The following is a 21140-nucleotide window of genomic DNA, read 5'->3' on the forward strand; positions in this document are numbered from 1 at the left end:
GAAGGGCCGGAACCCATGCCGGAACGGGAGGAGCCGGGGCTCGCGCCCCGGCCCGTGTCACACCGAAACGGCGATCAGGAACAGGCGCGGGGCGCCGCCCTGGGCCACGTTCGCCAGGGTGGTGACCTGATTGTTGGCCACATCGTACACATAGGCGGTGCGCCCGCCCGCCCAGTACCAGCCGAGGTTCGGGTTGGGTCCCGCCACGTCCGCGGCCTGGAAGGTGCCGAAGGTCGCCAGAAGCGAGACATAGTTCAGGCCGGCGTTGCCGCCGCGCAGGGTCTGCTGCTTCACGACGTCGGCGTTGAAGCGGTTCCAGGCGTCCTGGATGGGCGTGGCGTGGGCGGGCAGGATGCACTTCAGTTCGATATAGACGTCGTCAGCCACCCCGGCGTTGCGGCGCAGGTAGAAGTCGGCGCGGGCGGCGGCGGCGGCGTTGTTGGAGGCTCCCCAGGCCGGGCCGCCCACCGTCGTGTAGGTCAGGTAGGGATTCGCGACGTTGGTGGATGGATAGGCCCACTCCCGGTCGCAGGTCCAGTTGCCCGCGACGTTCAGGAAACCATGTGCGATCTCGGCTTGGAGCCAGCCCTCCCAGCCGCCGCGGATGTTGGCGTTCTGGGCCAGCACCGTGGCCCGCGGGCCGTTGATGCTGCCGTTGGCGACGCAGCCCTGGATAGTTGTTAAAAACTGCTGACAGCGCATGGTGGCGTCTCCTTCCTCGATGCCGGTCCGGACGAAGGTCCGGGCTTCGACAAAGGGACGGTTCCGCAATGCGCGGCGTGAGGATCAGCCGGTGAAGAAATCCAGCAGAGCCTGCGCCGTCTCCTCCGGCGCCTCCTCGGGGATGAAGTGGCCGGCGGGCATCTCCTGCCCCGCGATGGCCGGGGCGTAGCCGCGCCAGATGCCCAGCGGGTCGTCGTAGAGCCGCCCGACCGCGCTGTTGCGGCCCCACAGGAACAGGGCGGCACAGTCCACCTTGCGGCCCGCCGCCCGGTCCGCGCGGTCGTGCTCCAGGTCGATGCTCGCCGCGGCGCGGTAGTCCTCGCACATGGCGTGGACGGTGGCGGGGTCGCGGAAGGCCGCGCGGTAGGCCTCCATCGCCTCCGGCTCGAAGATGTCGGCGCTGCTGCCGATGGAGCCGAGCACCTGCCCCAGATAGAAGTCGGGGTCCGACCCGATCAGCCGCTCCGCCAGGTTGTTCGGCTGGATCAGGAAGAACCAGTGGTAATAGGCGGTCGCCATGCGCTGGTCGATGCGGGCAAAGACCTCCAGCGTCGGCACGACGTCGAGGAAGGCCACGCGCTCGACCCGGCCGGGATGGTCGAGGACGAGCCGGTGGGCCACCCGCGCGCCGCGGTCGTGCCCGGCCAGCCGGAAGCGGTCGAAGCCCAGCGCGGCCATCACCGCCACCTGATCGCGCGCGTTGGTGCGTTTGCAGTAGGTCTCGTGCGCGGAATCGCCCGGCGGCTTCGACGATCGGCCGTACCCCCGCAGGTCGGTCAGCACCACGGTGAAGCGCTCGGCCAGCCGCGGCGCGACCCGGTTCCACAAGGCGTGGCACTGCGGAAACCCATGAAGCAGAAGGAGCGGCGGCCCCTCGCCGCCGACCAGCGTGTGGATCTCGGCGCCGTCGGTGGCGATGCGGTGGCGGGTGAACCCTTCGAACATGCGCGCCCTCCCCTATCCGTTTGAGTGTGGAGAACTGTCCTTCCGCATCGCGGGTCTTCGGAAACCTTGGGTGGGTTTCTCGCGTTTTTCAGCCGATTGTTTTCGACCTCAAGAGGAAAATGCCATGCGCAGCCTGAAGAAGCTCGTCCTTTTCGCCGCCCTGGGTGCCGCCCTGACCACCAGCCTCGCCGCCTGCAACACCGTCGAAGGCATGGGGCAGGACGTGCAGGCGGGCGGCCGCGCCATGGAGCGCTCGTCGGACAGCGTCCAGAAGAAGATGTGATCGCGCGGCGCGGACGCCCCGGAGCTTCGGCTCCGGGGTTTCAGCGCCCCGATGTCCGCATCCCAGCGCTCAGCGCTGCATGCGCCTGATGGTGTTGGTCGTGCTCTGGCCGTCCACGAGGTCGGCCAGCACGACCTTGCCGCCGTAGCTCTGCACGAATCCCGCGCCGACCACGGTGGCGACGGTGTAGTCCGCCCCCTTGACCAGCACGTCGGGCCGCAGGGCGCGGATCAGCTCCTCCGGCGTGTCCTCGCCGAAGATCACCACCAGATCGACACAGGCCAGCGAGGCGAGCACCGTCGCCCGCGCCGTCTCGGTCTGCACCGGCCGCGTCTCGCCCTTCAGCCGCTTCACCGAGGCGTCGCTGTTCAGCCCGACCACCAGCACGTCGCAGGCGGCCTTGGCTTGATTCAGCAGCGAAATGTGGCCGGGGTGCAGCAGGTCGAAGCAGCCGTTGGTGAAGCCCACCCGCTTGCCGCGGGCGCGCCAGCGCGCCGCCCGCTCCACCGCCTGCTCCAGCGTGTCCACCTTCTCCTCGCCGCTGCGCCATTCCTGCTCGTGCAGGGCGGACAGCAGCTCCGGCGCACGGACCACCGCGGTGCCGACCTTCCCCACCACGATCCCGGCGGCCAGATTGGCCAGCCACGCCGCGTCGGCCAGCTCCACCCCCACCGACAGGGCGGAGGTCAGGGTCGCCACCACCGTGTCGCCGGCGCCCGACACGTCGAAGACCTCGCGCGCGTCGGCCGGCAGATGGGTGGCGCCGTCGCGGGTCACCACGGACATGCCGTGCTCGCTGCGCGTGGCGACCACCGCGTCGATGCCGCAGGTCTCCAGCAGGTAGCGGCAGGCGGCCTCGACCTCGGCATCGCTGTCGGCGGGCATCCCCGTCGCCTGGATCAGCTCCTTGCGGTTGGGCGTGATCACGCTGGCCCCGCGGTAACGCCCGAAATCGTCGCCCTTGGGATCGACCACCACCGGCAGCCCGGCCTCCCGCGCCGCCTGGATGAGCTGCGCGACCAGGGCGTCGGTCAGCACGCCCTTGCCGTAGTCGGACAGGATCACCGCGCCCGCCGTCAGCATGCCGGTGCGGGCGGCGACCATCACCTCCTCCTCCGAGGCGATGGCGGCAACGGTCTCGGCGTCGGCGCGCAGGAGCTGCTGGCGGCCGGCGATGAAGCGCGTCTTGACGGTGGTCTGGCGCCCCGGCTCGGCGACCAGCCCGCCGCCGTCGCCCGTCTCCTTCGCCACGAGGCGGACCAGCTCCAGCCCCGCCGCATCCTCGCCCACCACCGACACGAAGCGGCAGCCGGCGCCCAGCGCCATGACGTTGGCGGCCACGTTGCCGGCGCCGCCGAGCATGGCCGTCTCGCGCTCGATCCGCAGGACGGGGATCGGCGCCTCGGGGGACACGCGGTCGACCGACCCGTAGACGAAGCGGTCGAGCATGACGTCGCCGACGCACAGCACGCTGGCGCGGGACAGGGAGTCGATGTGACGGGCAAGGTCGCTCATGCCGGTTCTACTACCAACCTTGCGCGCGGGGCGCCAGAGGGGAGCGTGGCCCCGGGACGGAGCGCGGCGCCTATTCGAAGGCCGGGACCTCGTGCCGCAGGTCGCCGGTGCCCTTGGCGAAGGTCAGGGTCAGTTGTCCCTGCAACTCCCGCTCCGCCGCCTCGCCGGTTCCCGGAAGGGAGGGCGGCAGCGGCGGGCTGACCAGGATGCCGGCGGCGGCCAGCGCATCGCCGAGCGCCGTCGTCCGATTGGCGGGAACGCAGAAGGCGATGACCGCCATCACGTCGGAGAACAGCGTGTGGTCGACGATCCAGCCGCCGTTGCCGGTGATGCCGTCGGCCGCCGCCATCAGAGCGGCGGTCCGGTCGGTCTGCAGGACCGCTTCGAATCTCAGGATGGACATGGCGTGTCCCCTCTCGGGCTGCTCGGAGGGTTCAGTATGGGCCGGCGGGACCGCCTCCTCAACCGGGCAAACCCCCGCGGCCGCCCCGCGTCGGCTAGGCAGCCGCCCCCGCCTGTCCTATCTTCCGGCATCCCCTCCTCCAGACAGCGACCCTCGAAAACCGCCATGCCCCTGCCCTCCGTGACGCGCAGCCTGTCGGCCAAGCTGCTGGTGCTGACCGTGCTGTTCGTCCTGCTGGCGGAGGTGCTGATCTACACGCCGTCCATCGCGCGCTACCGCCTGACCTATCTGGAGGAGCGGCTGGCCGCCGCCCATCTCGCCGCCCTGTCGGTGGAGGCGACGCCGGACATGATGGTGGCGATGGAGCTTCAGAACGAGCTGCTCGCCCATGTCGGCGCCCACGCGGTGGAACTGATCCGGCCGGACAGCCGGGTCTACATGCTGTCCCGCTCCATGCCGCCGACGGTGGACGCCGTCTTCGACCTGCGCGCCACCATGGCGCCGCGGCTGGCCGCCGACGCCTTCATGGCGCTGGCCCAGCGGCGCGACCGGGTGATCCGGGTGATCGGGCCGTCGCCCAAGGACCCCGCCTTCCAGGTCGAGATGGTGATCGACGAGCGTCCGATGATCCGGGCGATGATCGACTTTTCGGGCCGGATCCTGGCGCTGTCGGTGGCGATCTCGCTGATCGCGGCGGTTCTGGTCTTCGTCTCGCTGACCCGGCTGCTGGTGCGGCCGATGCGCCGCCTGACCGAAGGGCTGGTCGCCATCCGCCGCGACCCCGACGGCACGCCGCCTTTCCAGCCGAGCGCCCGCAGCGACGAGATCGGCGTGGCCGAGCGCGAGCTGGCCGACATGCAGGCCACCATCCGCAGCGCGCTGCGCCAGCGCGAGCGGCTGGCCGCTCTGGGCACCGCGGTCGCCAAGATCAACCACGACCTGCGCGCCATCCTGTCCACCGCCGCCCTGCTGTCGGAGCGGCTGGCCGAGAGCGCCGACCCGGAGGTGCGGCGGGTCACGCCGCGGCTGATGGCCTCCATCGACCGCGCGGTGGAGCTGTGCGGCCAGACCATGACCTACACCCGCGACGGGCTGCTGCCCCTGGCGCGGGCCGCGGTGCCGCTGCGCCCGCTGGTCGAGGAGGCCGGGGCCACGGCGCTGGCCGCCCTGCGCCCGGACGTCGTGCGCCCGGACGGGGAGCGGGCGGAGCTGCATTGGGACAACCGCGTGCCGGAGGGGCTGACCATCCGCGCCGACGCCGCCCAGCTGTCCCGCGCGCTGGTCAATCTGGGGCGCAACGCCGCCCAGGCGGGGGCTGCGGCGGTGACGGTGACGGCGCTGACGCGGCCCGGCGGCGGGCTGCTCCTGCGGGTGGCCGACGACGGGCCGGGCCTGCCGCCGCGGGCGCGGGACAACCTGTTCCAGCCCTTCGCCGGCTCCGCGCGGGCGGGCGGCGTCGGGCTGGGCCTCGCCATCGCGCGGGAGGTGCTGCGCGCCCATGGCGGCGACCTGCGGCTGGTGGAGAGCACCGCGGCGGGCACCGTCTTCGCGCTGGAGCTTCCTCCGGGGATCGTCGTGGAGGACGCCGGCCGGTTGGGCGAAATGCCCACATCGGATTCGCCCATCCCGGATTGATTTCCGGCGCCCGCTCCACCAGAATTCGCGGCACGGTCAACCCGTCGGCATCCCGCCGGGCGGACGCCCCGCGCGGGACCGGCAACGAAGGAAGGGAACGGGACTTTGGAAGGCACGGGCAAGTGGATCACCGGGGGAATCCTGGGCTTCATGGCGTTCATCGGCCTGCTGGCGGCGTCGCGCGCGGCGGATTCGGCGTTCTATTACGGCGGCTGGCTGCTGGCCATCGGCTGCATCGGGACGATCTTCATGATGGTCACGAAGCACTACAACCAGATGGACGAGCGGATCGCCCGCCAGCGCGAGCAGGACTGACCGCGACGCCCCTTCAACCGGTGGAGGCCGGGCATGCCGTGGGACCCCGAACAATACGCACGGTTCGAGTCCTGGCGCCGGCGCCCGGCCCACGACCTCGTGGCGGCCCTGCCCTCCCTGGCCCCGCGGATGGTGGTGGACCTCGGCTGCGGGGCCGGGCAGCTCGCCCGCCGGCTGGCCGAGCGTTGGCCGGAGGCCGAGGTGCTGGGGGTGGACAATTCCCCGGCCATGCTGGAACGCGCGCGGACCGCGCCGTCCCGCGTGCGCTGGCTCCAGGCCGACCTGCGCGTCTGGCGCCCCGAGCGGCCGGTCGATCTGCTGGTCTCCAACGCCGCCCTGCACTGGCTGGACGGGCACGAGCGGCTGTTCCCGGACCTGCTGCGGGCGCTGGCCCCCGGCGGGGTGCTGGCCGTGCAGATGCCGCGCAACTTCGACGCGCCCTCGCACCGGCTGCTCTACGAGACGGCGGCGGACGGCCCCTGGGCCGAGCGGCTGGCGCCGGTCCTGCGCACCGCCCCGGTGCACGCGCCTGACGTCTATTACGGCTGGCTCGCCCCGCTCACCCAACGCCTGGACCTCTGGGAAACGGAGTATCTCCAGGTTCTGGAGGGCGACGATCCGGTGCTGGAATGGACGCGCGGCACGACGCTGCTGCCCGTCCTCGACACGCTGAAGGGCGCTGAGCTGGACGCCTTCCTGGCGGCCTACCGCGCCCGGCTGGACGCCGCCTACCCCCGGCGCCCCGACGGCCGCACGCTGTTTCCCTTCAAGCGGCTGTTCCTCGTGGCGCGGGTCTGAGGCGAAGCCTTACGACGCTGGCCCGCCTGAAGCCGACCTGGGCTGCTTGGCGGCGGTGAGGATGTTCGCGACGCCCACCGCGTTCATGCCGGCGCGGCTGCCGATGGCCGACAGCGATTCGCCGGGCTGCGCCTCGATGTTGGCGGCCTTGAGCGCCTGGATGGCCTTGTCGGCGTCCAGCCCGAAGACCGGCGCCACCGTCGCCAGCGGGGCGTTCGCCACCGCCCGCATCATCGCGCCGGGGCCGCCGGTGGAGGCCGGGGTTCCGGTCATCGCCGTGAAGACCAGCGATCCGGCGACGCTGACCACGAAGGCCGACAGGGCGACGTTGCGCTTGAAATACTGCAGGAAGGCCGTCCAGTTGCGCGCCAGATGCCACAGGCCGATGGCCGAGAAGCCGACGCTGAGCCATTCGTGGGAGAAGCGCACCAGATTGCCGTTCCAGTGCAGAAGCAGCATGATTCCCGTCACCGTGGAGACGACGAACAGGACGATGGTCACCGGCGTGACGATCTGCCGGGTGATGGTGGAGGTGACGGAGGGCATGGAGGACGGCTCACAGGTTGAACGGAATGCGGCCAAAATGGGGCCCGATTGTAACCGCTTGATGTCCCGCACCGCCGCCGAACGTTACAGAGTGTAACGGCGCCCATCGCCGTCCGCGCGCTTGACCGCCCCGCCCCACGGTCCAGATGGCTGCGTGATCATGGTGCAACCACCGGGGCTTGCGGTTCATGGGCACGCAGGAACAGCCGGAAGGATGGCGCGACGAGAGCGAGGAGCGCCTGCGCGCCTACATCGAAAGCGCCCCGCGCAAGATGTGGATCGCCCGCACCGACGGCACGGTCGAGTTCTTCAACCGTGAATGGCGAGATTACACCGGGCAGGGCGGCGCCGAGGACATGCTGAACTGGCGGGAGGCCATCCACCCCGCCGACCGTCCACGCCATGAGGAGGTGCGCAACCGGGCGGTTCCCCTGGGCCAGCCCTACGATGTCCAGGTCCGGCTGCGGCGGCACGGCGACGGCCAGTACCGCTGGCACATCGGGCGGGTGTCCCCCGTCCATCTGCAAGGCCGACTGATCGCCTGGATCGGGGCCGCGACCGACATCGACCACCGCGTCCGCGCCGAGGCCGCGCTGCGCGAGAGCGAGGCCAACTTCCGCACCATGGCCAACGCCATCCCGCAGCTCGCCTGGATGCGCGATCCCGCCGACTACAGCATCTGGTACAACCAGCGCTGGTTCGACTTCACCGGCACCTCGATGGAGCAGATGCAGAACGACGGCTGGTGGACGGTCATCCACCCCGACCACGCCGACCCGATGCTGGACGCCGTCACCGCCGCGCGGGCGGAGGGCCGGTCCTGGGAATACACCGCGCCGCTGCGCCGCCGCGACGGCGTGTACCGTTGGCATCTGTTCCGCGCCGTGCCCATCCGCGACGAGACCGCCGGCACCATCACCCGCTGGTTCGGCACCAGCACGGACATCAACGAGCAGCGCGAGGCGCAGGAGCGCCAGCGGCTGCTGACCCAGGAGGTCAGCCACCGGGTGAAGAACAGCCTGTCGCTGGTGGCGGCGCAGCTCTCGCTGCAGGCCCGCGCGTCGGACGACGACGACGCCCGCAGCGTCCTGATGGACGCCTACAGCCGCGTCCTGACCATCGCCGGCGTTCACGACCATCTGTGGCGGCAGTACGACGCGAGCTTCATCGACATGTCCGGCTTCCTGCACGGCCTCTGCCGGAAGCTCCAGGAAACCGCGCCGGGCCATGACCTGAGCTTCACCGGCGATCGGGTCATCGTGCCCACCGATCAGGCCGTCCCCATCGGGCTGGTGGTCAACGAACTGGTCACCAACGCCCTGAAATACGCCTATCCCGGCGACCACGGGGGGCCGATCCGGGTGACCCTGCGCCGGGACGGCGAGGACGCGATGGTGTTGGAGGTGATCGACCAGGGGGTCGGGCTTCCCGCCGGGTTCGACCTGTCGGCGCCGACAAAGAGCCTCGGCATGCGGTTGCTGGTCAACACCGTCCGGCAGATCAACGCCACCGTGGACGCCGAACGCCTCGATCCGGGAACCCGCTTCGTCGTCGCCATTCCGGTCGGGCGGGGATGACCTACGCCTTCTCGATGTAGGCCAGCAACGGTTCCCAGTCGGCGCGGTGCTCGGCGGCGCGCTTGCCCGTCAGGTCGAACAGGCTGAGACCGGAGGCCGCGGCGTCGGCGTAGATCTGGCTGTCGCGCAGGCGGGTCACCACGCTGTGCCCGACTCCGCCGAGGAACTGGTCAAGACGGTCCGCCGCCTTGGTGCGGGCGCGCAGGCGGTTGCCGACCACCGCCACCGACTTGCGGTTCTTGGCGATCGACTTCAGCTCCTCCAACTTGCCGAGGAAGCGCTGCGTCGCCTGCTCGTCGAAGGCGCTGGGCAGCACCGGCAGCACGACGACGTCGGCCATCCGCACCAGATCCTCGATCTGCTTGGTCTTCAGCGCGGCCGGCGCGTCGATGACGAGGCGCTGGATGCCCTTCGGCGCGTCGGACAGGTCCTTGGCCCAGTCCAGACCCACCAGGGCGGCGGCCGTGGCCGGGCGGCGGGCCAGCCAGCCGAGCGACGAGCGCTGGCGGTCCACGTCGGCCAGCGCCGTGCTGTGCCCCGCGGCGGCGCTGGCCGCGGCGAGGTGTGTGGCGATCGTGGTCTTGCCGCAACCGCCCTTGATGTTGGCGACGAGGATGGTCCGCATGGGCGGGAAGATTACCCCTCCCGGTCGGGCTTTGACCAGAAGGCTTTCGCGTCGGCGAACTCCTTCCACAGGTCGCGCAGCGCCGGTTCGGATTCCGCCACGCCGCGGGCGTGCCAGCCGATGACGATGCCGGCGGCGCGCGGCTCGCCCGGTTCGGAGCGGCTGCCGTCGTCGTGCAGCTCGTGCAGCAGGCGGGTCGCCGTCGCCACGTCGTTCAGGTGGCCCAGCGCGTCCTGGAACGCCGACAGATCCTGGATGTAGCGGCGGGCCGGCTTGTCGTCGTAGAGGCTGCGGAAGAACTCCGCCGCGTAGCGCAGCTTCTTCAGGGCGATGCGCAGCTCGTGCCGCTCGGTCACCGAGAGGCCGGCGAAGCCGTGGCCGGCGCGGCGGGCCTTCTTGGCGCGGCGCGACAGCAGATGGTCGGCCAGATCCTCCACCGGGTCGAACAGCCGGGCGGAATGCTCGCTGACCGGCTGGTCGCGCCAGCCCCGCGACTCGACCCAGGCGCCGAACTTCAGCAGGAAGGTGGTGTAGCGCTCGGACCGGATGGCCTCGCGCACCCCTTCGTAGGCGCGGTCGCGCCGCGCGCGCGCCGCGGCGGCGAGGGCGTCGATGTCCTCCTGGAGCGGCTTGCCGTGGCCGTCGGCGCGGTGGAAGGAGTCCTTCACCGGCTCCAGCAGCTCGGCCAGGAAGACGTCCCAGTCGCGCGCCGGGCCGAGGCTGCCGCCCAGCCACTTCACCTCGCCGACCAGCCAGGCGTAGGAGTCGGCGGGGATGAAATGCTTGAACAGGGCGAGCGCCGAGCGCAGGCGGCGCAGCGCCACGCGCATCTGGTGGACGCCCTCCGCGTCCTCGCCGACCAGGGTGACGGCCTCGTTCGCCAGCATATGGCCGATGCAGGAGCGCAGGATGCGGGCCAGCGCGCCTTCCACCGTGGTGTCGGCGTCAAGCTCCAGCCTGCCCGCCTTCACCACCCTGTCCACCGTCCCGTCGGCGAGCGCGTAGCCGCGCTCCGCCTTGGTGCGCGGGTCGAGCCGCAGCGGGGCGGCCTGGGCCAGTTCCAGCGCCAGTTCGTAGAGGGCGGCGGCGGAGCCCTCGAGAAGCTCCAGCTCCACCTCCGACACGGGGATGGAGGCACCGTCGGGGCCGCGGATCTCGCCGCTGTCGAAGGCGACCTCGATGCGGCTGGCCTCCTCGCCCTCGCCCATCGTCACCACGCGCACGGTGCGCTGGATGAGGGTGGTGAAGAGCGGCTGCAGCTCCGCCGCTCCGACCGAGCCCAGCAGGTCCAGCGCCTCCGGCGATTCGATGGCCGACAGGTCGGGGGCCGGTCCGGCGACCGGATGCTCCCACTCCGCCCGGCCAAGCTCGCCGCGCTCCGGCGCGCCCTTGACGGTCTGGAGATGCTGGTTGCCGACCTTGCGCACGCGCAACGTCACCAGCCGCCCGGCCAGACGCCGGTCGGCGGTGTCGTAATAGGTGCTTTCCAGGGTCTTGGTGCCGGCTTTGCCCTTGGCACGGGATGCGACCGCCGGGCAGGACCGGAGCTTCGCCATGTCTTCGGCCCTGACGGCCAGCTTCAGCTCGGTTTCCCGGTTGGACTCCGCTTCGACCACCATTCGTGCCCCGTCGTTTCCGGTGGGTTCCCGTTTTGCACAGGCCCCAGCCACGGTCAAGTTACAGAACCATGACGCTTTTGTTGCAGCCCCCGCAATCAGGGGTCCGCCTTTTCCAGCACCAGGAGCTTGGACATGTAGGCGAGCGACGTCTCGCGCAGGCGCAGCCCGGCGGCGGCGAACAGGGCGGGCAGGTCGTCGCGGGCGTAATGGGCGTAGAAGGGCTCGTGGAAGGACTGCGGGAAGCGGTCGATCAGCCCGTCCATCATCGGGTTGTCGCCGTACTGCACGCTGTCCATGAAGACCAGGATGCCGCCGGGCTTCAGCACGCGGGCCATCTCGGCCGCGGCCTGGGCGCGGATCTTCGGCGGCAGTTCGTGGAACAGGTAGATGCAGGTCACGATGTCCTGCGACCCGGTGGCCAGCGGGATCGCCTCGGCCGCCGCCTGGACCAGCGCGCTGCTGCGCGCCCAGGGCGCGAGGTTGCGCCGCGCCTCGCGCAGATAGGCCGGGGAGAGGTCGAGCGCGGTCACCGGCAGGCGCGGGTGGTTGTCCTTCACGAAGGTCAGGAAGCGCCCCGTCCCGGCGGCCACGTCGAGCAGGCGGCAATCCGCGCCGCGCCGCGTTTTCAAATGGTCGAAGATCGGCACCAGGACCTGCCGGCGCATGGCGTCGGCGCCGCCGCCGAACAGCACCTCCACCTGATGGTCGTAGAGGCGGGCGCTCTCCTCCGTCAGGTAGCCGCCGGTCTGGTAATGGAAGTTCTGCCGGTAGTAGGCGGGCAGCCCTCCGCTGCCGGGCGGCGGGTTGGCGCGCACCTCCACCGCCGCGTGGTCGCGGCGGCGTCGCGACACCTCCGGCACGTCGCGCAAGAAGGCGGCGGCGTCGGTCAGCAGCCGGCGTGGGTCGGGCATCAGGTCGTGCGGCAGGCGGTAGCAGCCCGCCTCGATGTTGGCGAGGTCGCGGGCCAGCAGGGCGCGCAGCTCCTCCAGGATCGCGCGGGTGCCGGGCACCGGACGCCCGCCGGGCGGGGTGGTCCGCGGCGGTCCGGTGATCCGCCGGCCGATCCGCGCGGCCATCATGTACTGGCCGAGGAACCAGGCGACGCGGGCGGACTGGCTGGCCGCGTAAGCCAGCCGGGGGGCCAGCCGGGGTAGCGGCCGGGCGGAGGACGGCGGGGTGATGCTGTTCATGGGAATAGAAATGGGATCGGCGGTCCCGCCCGCCCAGAGCCCGGTCCATTCGCCGCATGGGGCAACCGGTCGCCCACGCGGGCCGTTGCAAAGCGGCCGCCCCTGTGCTGGATTGCCCGGCAAAAGTTCAACCCGTGGGAAACAGCAGCCATGACCGAGTTCAACACCATCGACGACCTCGACGTGAACGGCAAGACGGTGCTGGTGCGTGCCGACCTCAACGTCCCGATGCAGGACGGCAAGGTCTCCGACACGACCCGCATCGACCGTCTGGCGCCGACTCTGACCGAGCTGGCGAAGAAGGGTGCGAAGGTCGTGGTTCTGTCGCACTTCGGCCGCCCGAAGAACGGTCCGGACGCCAAGAACTCGCTGCGCAACGTGCTGGACGCGCTGAGCGCCGCCGTCGGCCAGACCGTCGCCTTCGGCGAGGATTGCGTCGGCGACAAGGCCAAGGCCGCCATCGACGGCGTCCAGCCGGGCGCCATCGTGCTGCTGGAGAACACCCGCTTCCACGCGGAAGAGGAAAAGAACGACCCGGCCTTCGCCAAGCAGATCGCCGCTCTCGGCGACCTCTACGTCAACGACGCCTTCTCCGCCGCGCACCGCGCCCACGCCTCGACCGAGGGCGTCGCCCGGTATCTGCCGGCCGCCGCCGGCCGCCTGATGCAGGCCGAGCTTGAGGCGCTGACCAAGGCGCTGGAGAAGCCGGAGCGTCCGGTGGCCGCCGTCGTCGGCGGCGCCAAGATCTCCACCAAGCTGGACCTGCTCGGCAACCTCGTGAAGAAGGTCGACATGCTGGCGCTGGGCGGCGGCATGGCCAACACCTTCCTCTTCGCCCAGGGCGTGGATGTCGGGGCCTCGCTCTGCGAGAAGGACATGGCCGATCAGGCCCGCGCCATCATGGAGACCGCCAAGGCCGCCAACTGCGAGCTGCTGCTGCCCAAGGACTTCATCGTCGCCAAGGAGTTCAAGGCCGGTGCGGCCAACCGCGCCGTCCCGGCGGACGGCATCGGCGCCGACGAGATGGCGCTGGACGTCGGCCCCAAGACGGTCGAGTTCCTGGGCCTGAAGCTCCAGGGTGCCAAGACGGTGGTGTGGAACGGTCCGCTGGGGGCCTTCGAGATCCAGCCCTTCGACGGCGGCACCAACGCCGTCGCCGGCCTCGTCGCCGAGCGCACGTCGGAAGGCGGCCTGCTGTCGGTGGCCGGCGGCGGCGACACCGTGGCGGCGCTGGCCCATGCCGGCGTCGAGGAGAAGTTCACCTACATCTCCGCCGCCGGCGGCGCCTTCCTGGAGTGGCTGGAAGGCAAGGAACTGCCGGGCGTGGCCGCGCTGAAGAAGAAGTAAGGGTTTGGGGGAATGGGTGGGCGGTCGAGGCGGGCCCCCACCCTTCCCACGGCTTGCGCCGCGGGCCCCTTCCCTCCCCGCTGCGCGGGAAAGGGAATCTTAGTCCCCTCCCCTGCTTTAGCGGGGGAGGGTTAGGGTGGGGGCAAGACCCACCCTCCCAAACACATTACAAAGGCCGCCGCGCCTTCAGCGCCGCGGTCAGAGTCCCGTCGTCCAGATAGTCCAGCTCCCCGCCCACCGGAACGCCATGGGCCAGACGGGACACGGAGACCCCGCTGCCGGACAGGCGGTCGGTCACCACATGGGCGGTGGTCTGGCCGTCCACGGTGGCGTTCAGCGCCAGGATGACCTCGGTCACCGCCGGGTCCTTCGCGCGCTCCACCAGGGACGGGATGTTCAGATCGTCCGGCCCCACCCCCTGCAGGGCCGACAGCGTGCCGCCCAGCACATGGTAGGTGCCGCGGAAGGCGCGCGTGCGCTCCAAAGCCCAGAGGTCGCCGGCGTCCTCCACCACGCAGATGGTCGAGCGGTCGCGGCTGTGGTCGGAGCAGACGGAGCAGGGGTCGCGGCTGTCGAGGTTGCCGCAGACCGAGCAGTTGCGGATGGCCTCCGCGGCGAGCGCCATGGATTCGGACAGCGGCACCAGCAGGCTGTCGCGGCGCTTCATCAGGTGCAGCGCCGCCCGCCGCGCCGACCGCGGCCCCAGCCCCGGCAGCTTGGACAGGAGCTGGATCAGGCGCTCGATTTCAGGTCCGATCATTCACGGCTTCGTTTTTTTAAAGGGTGGCCGGACCGCGACTGCGGCGGCCCGGCCATGACAACTCAGAACGGCAGCTTCATGCCCGGCGGCAGCTTCATCCCGCCCATCAGGCTCTGGGTCTCGTTGGCGACGTGCTGCTCCACCTTGGCCTTGGCGTCGTTGAAGGCGGCGATGATCAGGTCCTCCAGGACCTCGATGTCCTCCGGATCGACGATCGACTTGTCGAGCTTGATCTTCTTCATCTCGCCCTTGCCGTTCACCGTCACGTTGACCATGCCGGCGCCCGACTGGCCGGTCATCTCGACCTCGCCCAGGCGGGCCTGCATCTCCTGCATCTTGGCCTGCATCTGCTGGGCCTGCTTCATCATCTGGCCGAGGTTCTTCATGGGTCAGAAATCTCCTTCATCGTCGAGCGGGTAATAGACCCCGTCGTCCTGCTGCATGACCATAAGGTCGGGATTCTCCCCGTCATCCGCAACCTGGGGCTCGGCCTCGACCGCCGCCTTGAGGTCGCGGACATCGGTGATCTTGGCGCCGGGAAAGGCGTCCAGAACGGCGCGCACCACCGGATGCGCCTCCGCCTCCTCCAACGCGCGCTTCTGCGCGGCCTGCTCTTGCTGGATCAGCGTCGGCTCGCCCGGCGCGTCCGAGACGATGACGACCCAGCGCTGGCCGGTCCATTCCGTCAACAGCTGGCCGACGCGATTCGGCAGGGTCGCCGGGGCCAGGGTCGTCAGACGCAGCTCCAGCCGCCCCGGCTCCATGCGCACCAGATGGACGCTGCCGGTCAGATGGCCGTAGAGCGCGCCCTCGCGCTTCTCCGCGAAGACCTGGACCAGCGTGCGGAAGTCGCGCGGCATCGCCACGCGCTCCTCGTCCGCCACCGCGACGGCGACGGTTTGCACAGGCTGCTGGCTCGGCTGCGCTTGGTGAGCGACGGCGCGCACGGCGGAGCCGCCCACCGCCACCGGCCCGCCGCCGGGACCGCGCGGCGCGGAACCGCCACCGCCCTGTCCGCCCTGTCCGCCGCCATTCTGCGCGTTCTGGAACTGGCGGATCAGGTCGCCGGGGGTCGGCAGATCGGCGGCGTAGGACAGCCGCACGATGACCATCTCCAGCGCCTGCTGCGGCACCGGGGCCGCCTGCACCTCGCCCAGCCCCTTCAGCAGGAGTTGCCACGCGCGGGTGAGCGCCGGCATGCCGAGCTTCGCCGACAAGGCGGCGCCGCGGGTGCGCTCCGCCTCGGGCAGGCCGGGGTCGTTGGCGCTGTCCGGCACGACCTTCAGCCGCGTCAGATTGTGCACGAGATCGAGAAGGTCCTGGAGGATCACCACCGGATCGGCGCCGACGCGGTGCAGGTCGGACAGCAGGTCCATCGCCTCCGCCGGCTTGGCCGAGACGGCGGCCTCGAACAGGTCGATCACCTTGCTGCGGTCGGCCAGCCCCAGCATGTCGCGGACCTGCTGCGCGGTCACGGTGCCGGCGGCCAGCGCGATGGCCTGGTCGAGCAGCGACAGTCCGTCGCGCACCGACCCGTCGGCGGCCCGCGCGATCAGCGCCGCGGCGTCCGGCTCGATTCCCGCCCCCTCCAGCCCGGTGACGCGGGTGAAATGCTCCTTCAGCACCTGGGCGTCGACGCGCCGCAGGTCGAAGCGCTGGCAGCGCGAGAGCACCGTCACCGGCACCTTGCGGATCTCGGTGGTGGCGAAGACGAACTTCACATGGGCCGGCGGCTCCTCCAGCGTCTTCAAAAGCGCGTTGAACGCGCTCTTGGAGAGCATGTGGACCTCGTCGATGATGTAGAGCTTGTAGCGCGCCGAGACCGGGGCGTAGCGCACGCCGTCGATGATCTCGCGGATGTCGTCCACGCCGGTGTGGCTGGCCGCGTCCATCTCCATCACGTCGACGTGGCGGTCCTCGGCGATGGCGCGGCAGTTGTCGCAGACGCCGCAGGGCGTCACCGTCGGCCCGCCGGTGCCGTCCGGCCCGGTGCAGTTCAGCGCGCGGGCGATGATGCGGGCGGTGGTCGTCTTGCCCACCCCGCGCACGCCGGTCAGCATGAAGGCCTGGGCGATGCGGCCCGAATTGATGGCGTTGGTCAGGGTGCGGACGAGCGCGTCCTGCCCGATCAGCTCGGCGAAGCTCTTCGGACGGTACTTCCGCGCCAGCACCCGGTAGGCGAGGCCTCCGGACGTTCCGGAAACGGAAGAGGACATATCGGCAACGGTGGTATCGGTCACGCGGCTGGCCCGGTAATCGGCTTCACGACGGAGCGCAGAATAGCGTCACGGCACGGGGCTGTCGCCGTTTCAATTCGCTGCAGGACTTTATGGGGAAGGGTGGGAGGCTGGACGAACGACCCGAGCCGAAACTCGTTACGGCTGCTTCCTTCCGGACCTGACCGGGTTGGCGAGGGACTCGTCCGTCGCCAGCCTCCCGCGCCTTATATCGGCGATCACGCCGCCCCATGCAAGGCCAAACTGCGGGCTTTCCGTTTGAGGCGGAACGAAAAAGCCCCGCGTCCGGCGGAACGCGGGGCTTTTGCCGGTTTCCCGGATGGGACCGCCGGAGGTTACTGCGGCAGCGGCGCCGGGCTGTCGGACAGGGAGCGCAGATAGGCGATGATGTTCGCCCGCTCCTGGTCCTTCTTCACGCCGGCGAAGGTCATCTTGGTGCCCGGCGCGTAGGCCTTCGGGTCGTAGAGGAAATGGTTCAGCTCGTCGTAGTTCCAGGGGCCGGCCTTGCCCTTGATGGCGTCGGAATAGGCGAAGCCGTCCAGATGGCCGTGCGGGGCGCCGACGATGCCGTACAGGTTCGGGCCGACCTTGTTCGGGCCGCCCTTGTCGAAGCTGTGGCAGGCGGCACAGGCCTTGGCCGCGGACTGCCCGGCGGCGGCGTCGGCCTTGGCGAGCAGCGGGGCGATCTCGGCGGGGCCGGACGGGGCGGCGCCACCGCTGGGGGCCGGAGCGGCGCCCTCCGGCATGGCCACCACATAGCCGGGCTTCTCAGGCGTTTTCGGGTGCACCAGAACTTCCGCGGCGAAGCCGGCCAGCATGGCGATCAGACCCGCCAGCAGCACGGCGCCGAAAATCTTGTTCCACTCCATGCTCATAACGTCTTGTTCCCCTTTTTTGTCGTGCCGCGGGCCCGTCGCCAGGGCTGGCTGGTTCTCCGCCGCACGATAGCGTGGCCGCGGCGGCTTGTCACCGCTTCGGCCCCCTCCCTTGCCACAGGAATATCGGTTCCCCGACTGTTGGCCAGTTGAATATTGGAGTGACGCCGCTTGACGCAAAGGGCGATCCATGGTTCACCCGCCCCACCTTTCCGACGCGACAGGGGGCCGTTCCACCATGAACGCCAACGCAGATATCCAGAGCACGGCGAACCCGCCGCCCTCAAATCCAATCGTCGTGATTCCCGCCCGCATGGCCTCCACCCGCCTGCCGGGGAAGCCGCTGGCCGACATCGGCGGGGCGCCGATGATCGTGCAGGTGTGGCGCCGCGCCATGGAGGCGGAGATCGGCCCGGTGGTGGTCGCCTGCGCCGAGCCGGAGATCGCCGCGGCGGTGGAGGCGGCGGGCGGCACCGCCGTGCTGACCCGGCCCGACCATCCCTCGGGCTCCGACCGCATCTTCGAGGCGGTCAGCCTGCTCGACCCGGAGGGGAAATACGACGCGGTGGTGAACGTGCAGGGCGACCTGCCGACCATCGAACCGGCGGTGGTGCGCGCCGCCTTCGCCCCGCTGTCCGACCCGCAGGTGGACATCGCCACGCTGGTGGTGGAAATCACGCGGGAGGAGGAGCGCACCGACCCCAACGTGGTCAAGGCCATCCTGGAGCTGCCGCCCGGCGCCCGGCGGGGCCGCGCCCTCTATTTCAGCCGCGCCACCGCCCCGTGGGGCGACGGCCCGCTGTTCCACCATATCGGGCTGTACGCCTACCGCCGCGCCGCGCTGGAGCGCTACGTCCGGCTGCCGCCCTCGGCGCTGGAGCAGCGGGAGCGGCTGGAGCAGCTCCGCGCGCTGGCCTTCGGGATGCGCATCGACGCCGCCGTCGTTGACGCGGTTCCGCTCGGGGTCGATACTCCCGCCGACCTGGAGCGCGCCCGCGCGATCCTCGCCAAGCGCGCGTCCCTTTAAAAGACGATGCCCCTTTAAAAGAAGACCTTCCGATGACGACCTCGAACGTGATCGCCTTCCAGGGCCTGCCCGGCGCCTACTCGGACCTGTCCTGCCGGACGGTCTTTCCGGAGATGACGACGCTGCCCTGCGCCACGTTCGAGGACGCCTTCGCCGCCGTGCGCGAGGGGCGCGCGGCGCTCGCCATGATCCCGGTGGAGAACTCCATCGCCGGGCGCGTGGCCGACAACCACCATCTGCTGCCCGAAGGCGGCCTGCACATCATCGGCGAGCATTTCCAGCGGGTGAACCACCAGCTCCTCGCCCCGAAGGGCGCGACGCTGGCCGGGCTGAAGACGGTGCGCAGCCACATCCAGGCGCTGTCCCAATGCCGCAACATGACGCGGGAGCTGGGGCTGACGGCGATCTCCCACGCCGACACCGCGGGCGCCGCCGCCGAGATCGCCAAGCTGGGCGACCCGCAGCACGCCGCCATCGCGTCGTCGCTGGCCGCGGACATCTACGGTCTGGACATCCTGAAGGGCGGCATCGAGGACGCGGAGCACAACACCACCCGCTTCCTGATCCTGTCGCGCGAGCCGAAGACCCCGCCGCTGCCCGCCGAGGGGACCGGGGCCAAGATCATCACCACCTTCGTCTTCCGCGTGCGCAGCGTGCCGGCGGCCCTCTACAAGGCGCTGGGCGGCTTCGCCACCAACGGCATCAACATGACGAAGCTGGAAAGCTACATGGTCGGCGGGCACTTCACCCAGACCCAGTTCTACGCCGACGTGGAGGGCCATCCGGAGGAGCGCTCCCTGCGTCTGGCGCTGGAGGAGCTGGCCTTCTTCGCCCGCGCCGGCGAGGTGAAGATCCTGGGCGTCTACCCCGCCAACCCCTTCCGCTACCAGGAAAGCCAGCGCATCGGCGAGGATTGAGGGGCCGGGCGGGCCGTGCCTGCCCCCACCCTTCCCTACCCCGCTGACGCAGGAGAGGGAGCTTGATTCCCTCCCCTGCGAGAGCGGGCGAGGGTTAGGGAGGGGGCAGAGCGCCCCGGCCCTCAGTGCCCCGCAGCGGCCGCCGCGGCGTCCGGCTTGTCGAAGCGGCCCAACCGGTCGATCAGGGTGGCGCTGGCCTCGTTCATGCCGGCCACCCGCACCTCGGCACCGCTTCGGCGCAGGCGCTCCACCGCCTTGTCGATGGCGGCGACGGCGGTCAGGTCCCAGAAATGGGCGTGCGTCAGGTCGACCAGCACCCGTTCGACCCCCGCCGGAAGCGTCCCGAAGGAGCGGACGAAGCGGTCCGCCGACCCGAAGAAGATCTGCCCATGGGCGTGGTAGGTGCGCTGGCGCCCGTCGGCGCTGTCCTCGACCCGCACCCCGGCGTGGCGGGCGACCTTGCGGACGAACAGCACCGCGCTCAGCAGAACGCCGACGAAGACGCCCTTCGACAGGTCGTGGGTCGCCACGATGGTCCCGGTCGTCACCAGCATGACCAGCGTGGACCCCGCCGGCACGGTGGCGATGCGGCGCAGCGAGCCCCAGTCGAAGGTGTTGACCGACACCATGATCATCACGGCGACCAGGGCCGCCATGGGAATGCGCACCAGCCAGTCCTGGAGCGCCACCACCAGCACCAGCAGAACGCTGCCCGCGACGAAGGCCGACAGGCGCCCGCGCCCGCCCGACGTCACGTTGATGACCGACTGGCCAATCATGGCGCAGCCGGCCATGCCGCCGAACAGGCCGGAGACGATGTTCGCGATGCCCTGGCCGCGCGCCTCGCGGTTCTTGTCGCTGCGGGTGTCGGTCAGGTCGTCCACGATGGCGGCGGTCAGCAGCGATTCGAGCAGCCCGACGAAGCTCAGCGTGATGGACACCGGCAGGATGATCCACAGCGTCTCCAGCGTCAGCGGCACGTCGGGCAGCGCGAAGCCGGGCAGCTCGGTGGGAAGCTGGCCCATGTCGCCCACCGTCCGCACGTCGGCGCCGGTCGCCACCGCCACGGCGGTCAGCAGGGCGATGGCGATCAGCGGGGCGGGCACCGCCCTGGTCAGGCGGGGCCAGCCGACCAGGATGGCCAGACCGGCGGCGACCATCGCGTAGGTCTGCCACGTCACGCCGATCAGCTCGGGCGTCTGGGCCATGAAGATCAGGATGGCCAGCGCGTTGACGAAGCCGGTCATCACCGACCGCGACACGAAGCGCATGTAGCGCCCGAGCCGCAGCGCGCCGAGCGCGATCTGGATGACGCCGGTCAGCAGCGTCGCCGCCAGCAGATAGTCCAGCCCGTGGTCCTTCACCAGATCCGCCATGACCAGCGCCATCGCGCCGGTCGCCGCGGAGATCATGCCGGGCCGCCCGCCGACGATGGCGATGGTCACCGCGATGCAGAAGGAGGCGTAAAGCCCGACCTTCGGATCGACGCCCGCGATGATGGAAAAGGCGATCGCTTCGGGGATGAGGGCGAGCGCCACGACGAGTCCGGCCAGGACGTCGCCGCGCGCGTTGCCCAACCACTCCGAGCGGAGTCGTTGCGCGTCGAAAGTCATCGGTTCCTACAGGGAATTCCGTTCGGGGAAAGGCATCGGAAGCCGCGCCCCGGCCGGCACAGGGCGGGGGCGTTCAAAGCCGCGTAGACTTTGCAGGATCAGGGGATCAAGGCGGCGTGTTGCGATGCAGCATGCAAGAACACTAACAAACGGGGCGGACGGGCGCAACCGGCTTGCCTCCTCCCTCCCC

The 21140-nt window shown here is 70.6% G+C and carries 21 protein-coding genes and 1 other RNA gene; 8 read left to right on the forward strand and 14 right to left on the reverse strand.

The annotated features are described in order from the left end of the window. Positions 1-57: 57 nt before the first annotated feature. Together ABVN73_RS10320 and ABVN73_RS10325 are read right to left on the reverse strand one after the other, a co-directional pair. Positions 58-702 (reverse strand): hypothetical protein, encoded by a 645-nt coding sequence (locus ABVN73_RS10320; RefSeq protein ID WP_353857910.1) that lies wholly within the window; start codon positions 700-702, stop codon positions 58-60. A gap of 84 nt (positions 703-786) precedes the next feature. Next, positions 787-1668 (reverse strand): alpha/beta hydrolase, encoded by an 882-nt coding sequence (locus ABVN73_RS10325; RefSeq protein ID WP_353857911.1) that lies wholly within the window; start codon positions 1666-1668, stop codon positions 787-789. 124 nt (positions 1669-1792) lie between these two features. On the opposite strand from ABVN73_RS10325, the gene ABVN73_RS10330 reads away from it, so the two are divergent. Further along, a complete protein-coding gene (locus ABVN73_RS10330; RefSeq protein ID WP_114857656.1) occupies positions 1793-1951 on the forward strand; it encodes an entericidin A/B family lipoprotein in 159 nt (52 codons plus the stop codon). Between the two features lie 69 nt (positions 1952-2020). Here the strand turns inward: ABVN73_RS10330 and rfaE1 are convergent, their stop codons facing one another. Beyond that, positions 2021-3466, reverse strand: a complete 1446-nt coding sequence (gene rfaE1 / locus ABVN73_RS10335; protein WP_353857912.1) for a D-glycero-beta-D-manno-heptose-7-phosphate kinase — start codon at positions 3464-3466, stop codon at positions 2021-2023. A gap of 70 nt (positions 3467-3536) precedes the next feature. Next, positions 3537-3869, reverse strand: coding sequence for a hypothetical protein (locus ABVN73_RS10340; RefSeq protein ID WP_137139239.1), 333 nt, complete (start codon positions 3867-3869; stop codon positions 3537-3539). Between the two features lie 165 nt (positions 3870-4034). Here ABVN73_RS10340 and ABVN73_RS10345 point away from each other — a divergent pair, with 165 nt between their 5' ends. The 3 genes from ABVN73_RS10345 to ABVN73_RS10355 all read left to right on the forward strand — a co-directional run bounded on the left by ABVN73_RS10345 (position 4035) and on the right by ABVN73_RS10355 (position 6617). After that, entirely contained in the window at positions 4035-5504 is a 1470-nt protein-coding gene (locus tag ABVN73_RS10345; protein ID WP_353857913.1) for a HAMP domain-containing sensor histidine kinase, read from the forward strand. Positions 5505-5654: 150 nt separating this feature from the next. Next, a complete protein-coding gene (locus tag ABVN73_RS10350) occupies positions 5655-5819 on the forward strand; it encodes a hypothetical protein (RefSeq protein WP_353857914.1) in 165 nt (54 codons plus the stop codon). Positions 5820-5852: 33 nt separating this feature from the next. After that, positions 5853-6617: a methyltransferase domain-containing protein gene (locus tag ABVN73_RS10355; protein ID WP_353857915.1), complete on the forward strand. Its 765-nt coding sequence runs from the start codon at positions 5853-5855 to the stop codon at positions 6615-6617. 9 nt (positions 6618-6626) lie between these two features. Here ABVN73_RS10355 and ABVN73_RS10360 read toward each other — a convergent pair whose 3' ends face one another. Beyond that, on the reverse strand, positions 6627-7163 hold the full coding sequence (locus ABVN73_RS10360; protein ID WP_353857916.1) for a DUF4405 domain-containing protein: 537 nt from the start codon (positions 7161-7163) through the stop codon (positions 6627-6629). 188 nt (positions 7164-7351) lie between these two features. Here ABVN73_RS10360 and ABVN73_RS10365 point away from each other — a divergent pair, with 188 nt between their 5' ends. After that, the gene (locus ABVN73_RS10365) at positions 7352-8740 is read left to right on the forward strand and encodes a PAS domain S-box protein (RefSeq protein ID WP_353857917.1); all 1389 of its coding nucleotides are present in this window, start codon (positions 7352-7354) and stop codon (positions 8738-8740) included. Between the two features lies 1 nt (position 8741). Here ABVN73_RS10365 and ABVN73_RS10370 read toward each other — a convergent pair whose 3' ends face one another. The 3 genes from ABVN73_RS10370 to ABVN73_RS10380 form a co-directional block, all read right to left on the reverse strand. Continuing rightward, a complete protein-coding gene (locus tag ABVN73_RS10370; RefSeq protein ID WP_353857918.1) occupies positions 8742-9365 on the reverse strand; it encodes a ParA family protein in 624 nt (207 codons plus the stop codon). 11 nt (positions 9366-9376) lie between these two features. After that, complete coding sequence (locus ABVN73_RS10375; protein WP_353857919.1) at positions 9377-10984, reverse strand: CHAD domain-containing protein; 1608 nt, start codon at positions 10982-10984, stop codon at positions 9377-9379. A 95-nt stretch (positions 10985-11079) separates the two neighbouring features. After that, complete coding sequence (locus tag ABVN73_RS10380) at positions 11080-12174, reverse strand: class I SAM-dependent methyltransferase (protein ID WP_353857920.1); 1095 nt, start codon at positions 12172-12174, stop codon at positions 11080-11082. A 150-nt stretch (positions 12175-12324) separates the two neighbouring features. On the opposite strand from ABVN73_RS10380, the gene ABVN73_RS10385 reads away from it, so the two are divergent. Then, a complete protein-coding gene (locus tag ABVN73_RS10385) occupies positions 12325-13521 on the forward strand; it encodes a phosphoglycerate kinase (protein ID WP_353857921.1) in 1197 nt (398 codons plus the stop codon). Positions 13522-13687: 166 nt separating this feature from the next. On the opposite strand, the gene recR is transcribed toward ABVN73_RS10385, so the two are convergent. The 5 genes from recR to ABVN73_RS10410 all read right to left on the reverse strand — a co-directional run bounded on the left by recR (position 13688) and on the right by ABVN73_RS10410 (position 17393). Next, on the reverse strand, positions 13688-14281 hold the full coding sequence (gene recR, locus ABVN73_RS10390; RefSeq protein WP_094301833.1) for a recombination mediator RecR: 594 nt from the start codon (positions 14279-14281) through the stop codon (positions 13688-13690). A gap of 62 nt (positions 14282-14343) precedes the next feature. After that, positions 14344-14667, reverse strand: a complete 324-nt coding sequence (locus ABVN73_RS10395; RefSeq protein WP_353857922.1) for a YbaB/EbfC family nucleoid-associated protein — start codon at positions 14665-14667, stop codon at positions 14344-14346. Positions 14668-14670: 3 nt separating this feature from the next. Beyond that, the gene (locus tag ABVN73_RS10400; protein WP_353857923.1) at positions 14671-16521 is read right to left on the reverse strand and encodes a DNA polymerase III subunit gamma/tau; all 1851 of its coding nucleotides are present in this window, start codon (positions 16519-16521) and stop codon (positions 14671-14673) included. 99 nt (positions 16522-16620) lie between these two features. Next, an RNA gene (ffs, locus tag ABVN73_RS10405) (signal recognition particle sRNA small type) lies at positions 16621-16718 on the reverse strand. 135 nt (positions 16719-16853) lie between these two features. Next, on the reverse strand, positions 16854-17393 hold the full coding sequence (locus ABVN73_RS10410) for a cytochrome c family protein (RefSeq protein WP_137103483.1): 540 nt from the start codon (positions 17391-17393) through the stop codon (positions 16854-16856). Between the two features lie 238 nt (positions 17394-17631). On the opposite strand from ABVN73_RS10410, the gene ABVN73_RS10415 reads away from it, so the two are divergent. Next, on the forward strand, positions 17632-18420 hold the full coding sequence (locus ABVN73_RS10415) for a 3-deoxy-manno-octulosonate cytidylyltransferase (protein ID WP_353857924.1): 789 nt from the start codon (positions 17632-17634) through the stop codon (positions 18418-18420). A gap of 32 nt (positions 18421-18452) precedes the next feature. Beyond that, on the forward strand, positions 18453-19337 hold the full coding sequence (locus ABVN73_RS10420; RefSeq protein WP_035671375.1) for a prephenate dehydratase: 885 nt from the start codon (positions 18453-18455) through the stop codon (positions 19335-19337). Between the two features lie 122 nt (positions 19338-19459). Here the strand turns inward: ABVN73_RS10420 and ABVN73_RS10425 are convergent, their stop codons facing one another. Then, positions 19460-20950, reverse strand: a complete 1491-nt coding sequence (locus tag ABVN73_RS10425; RefSeq protein WP_353857925.1) for a SulP family inorganic anion transporter — start codon at positions 20948-20950, stop codon at positions 19460-19462. Between the last annotated feature and the right edge of the window lie 190 nt (positions 20951-21140).

This window comes from Azospirillum formosense (assembly GCF_040500525.1).
Classification (GTDB): domain Bacteria; phylum Pseudomonadota; class Alphaproteobacteria; order Azospirillales; family Azospirillaceae; genus Azospirillum; species Azospirillum formosense_A.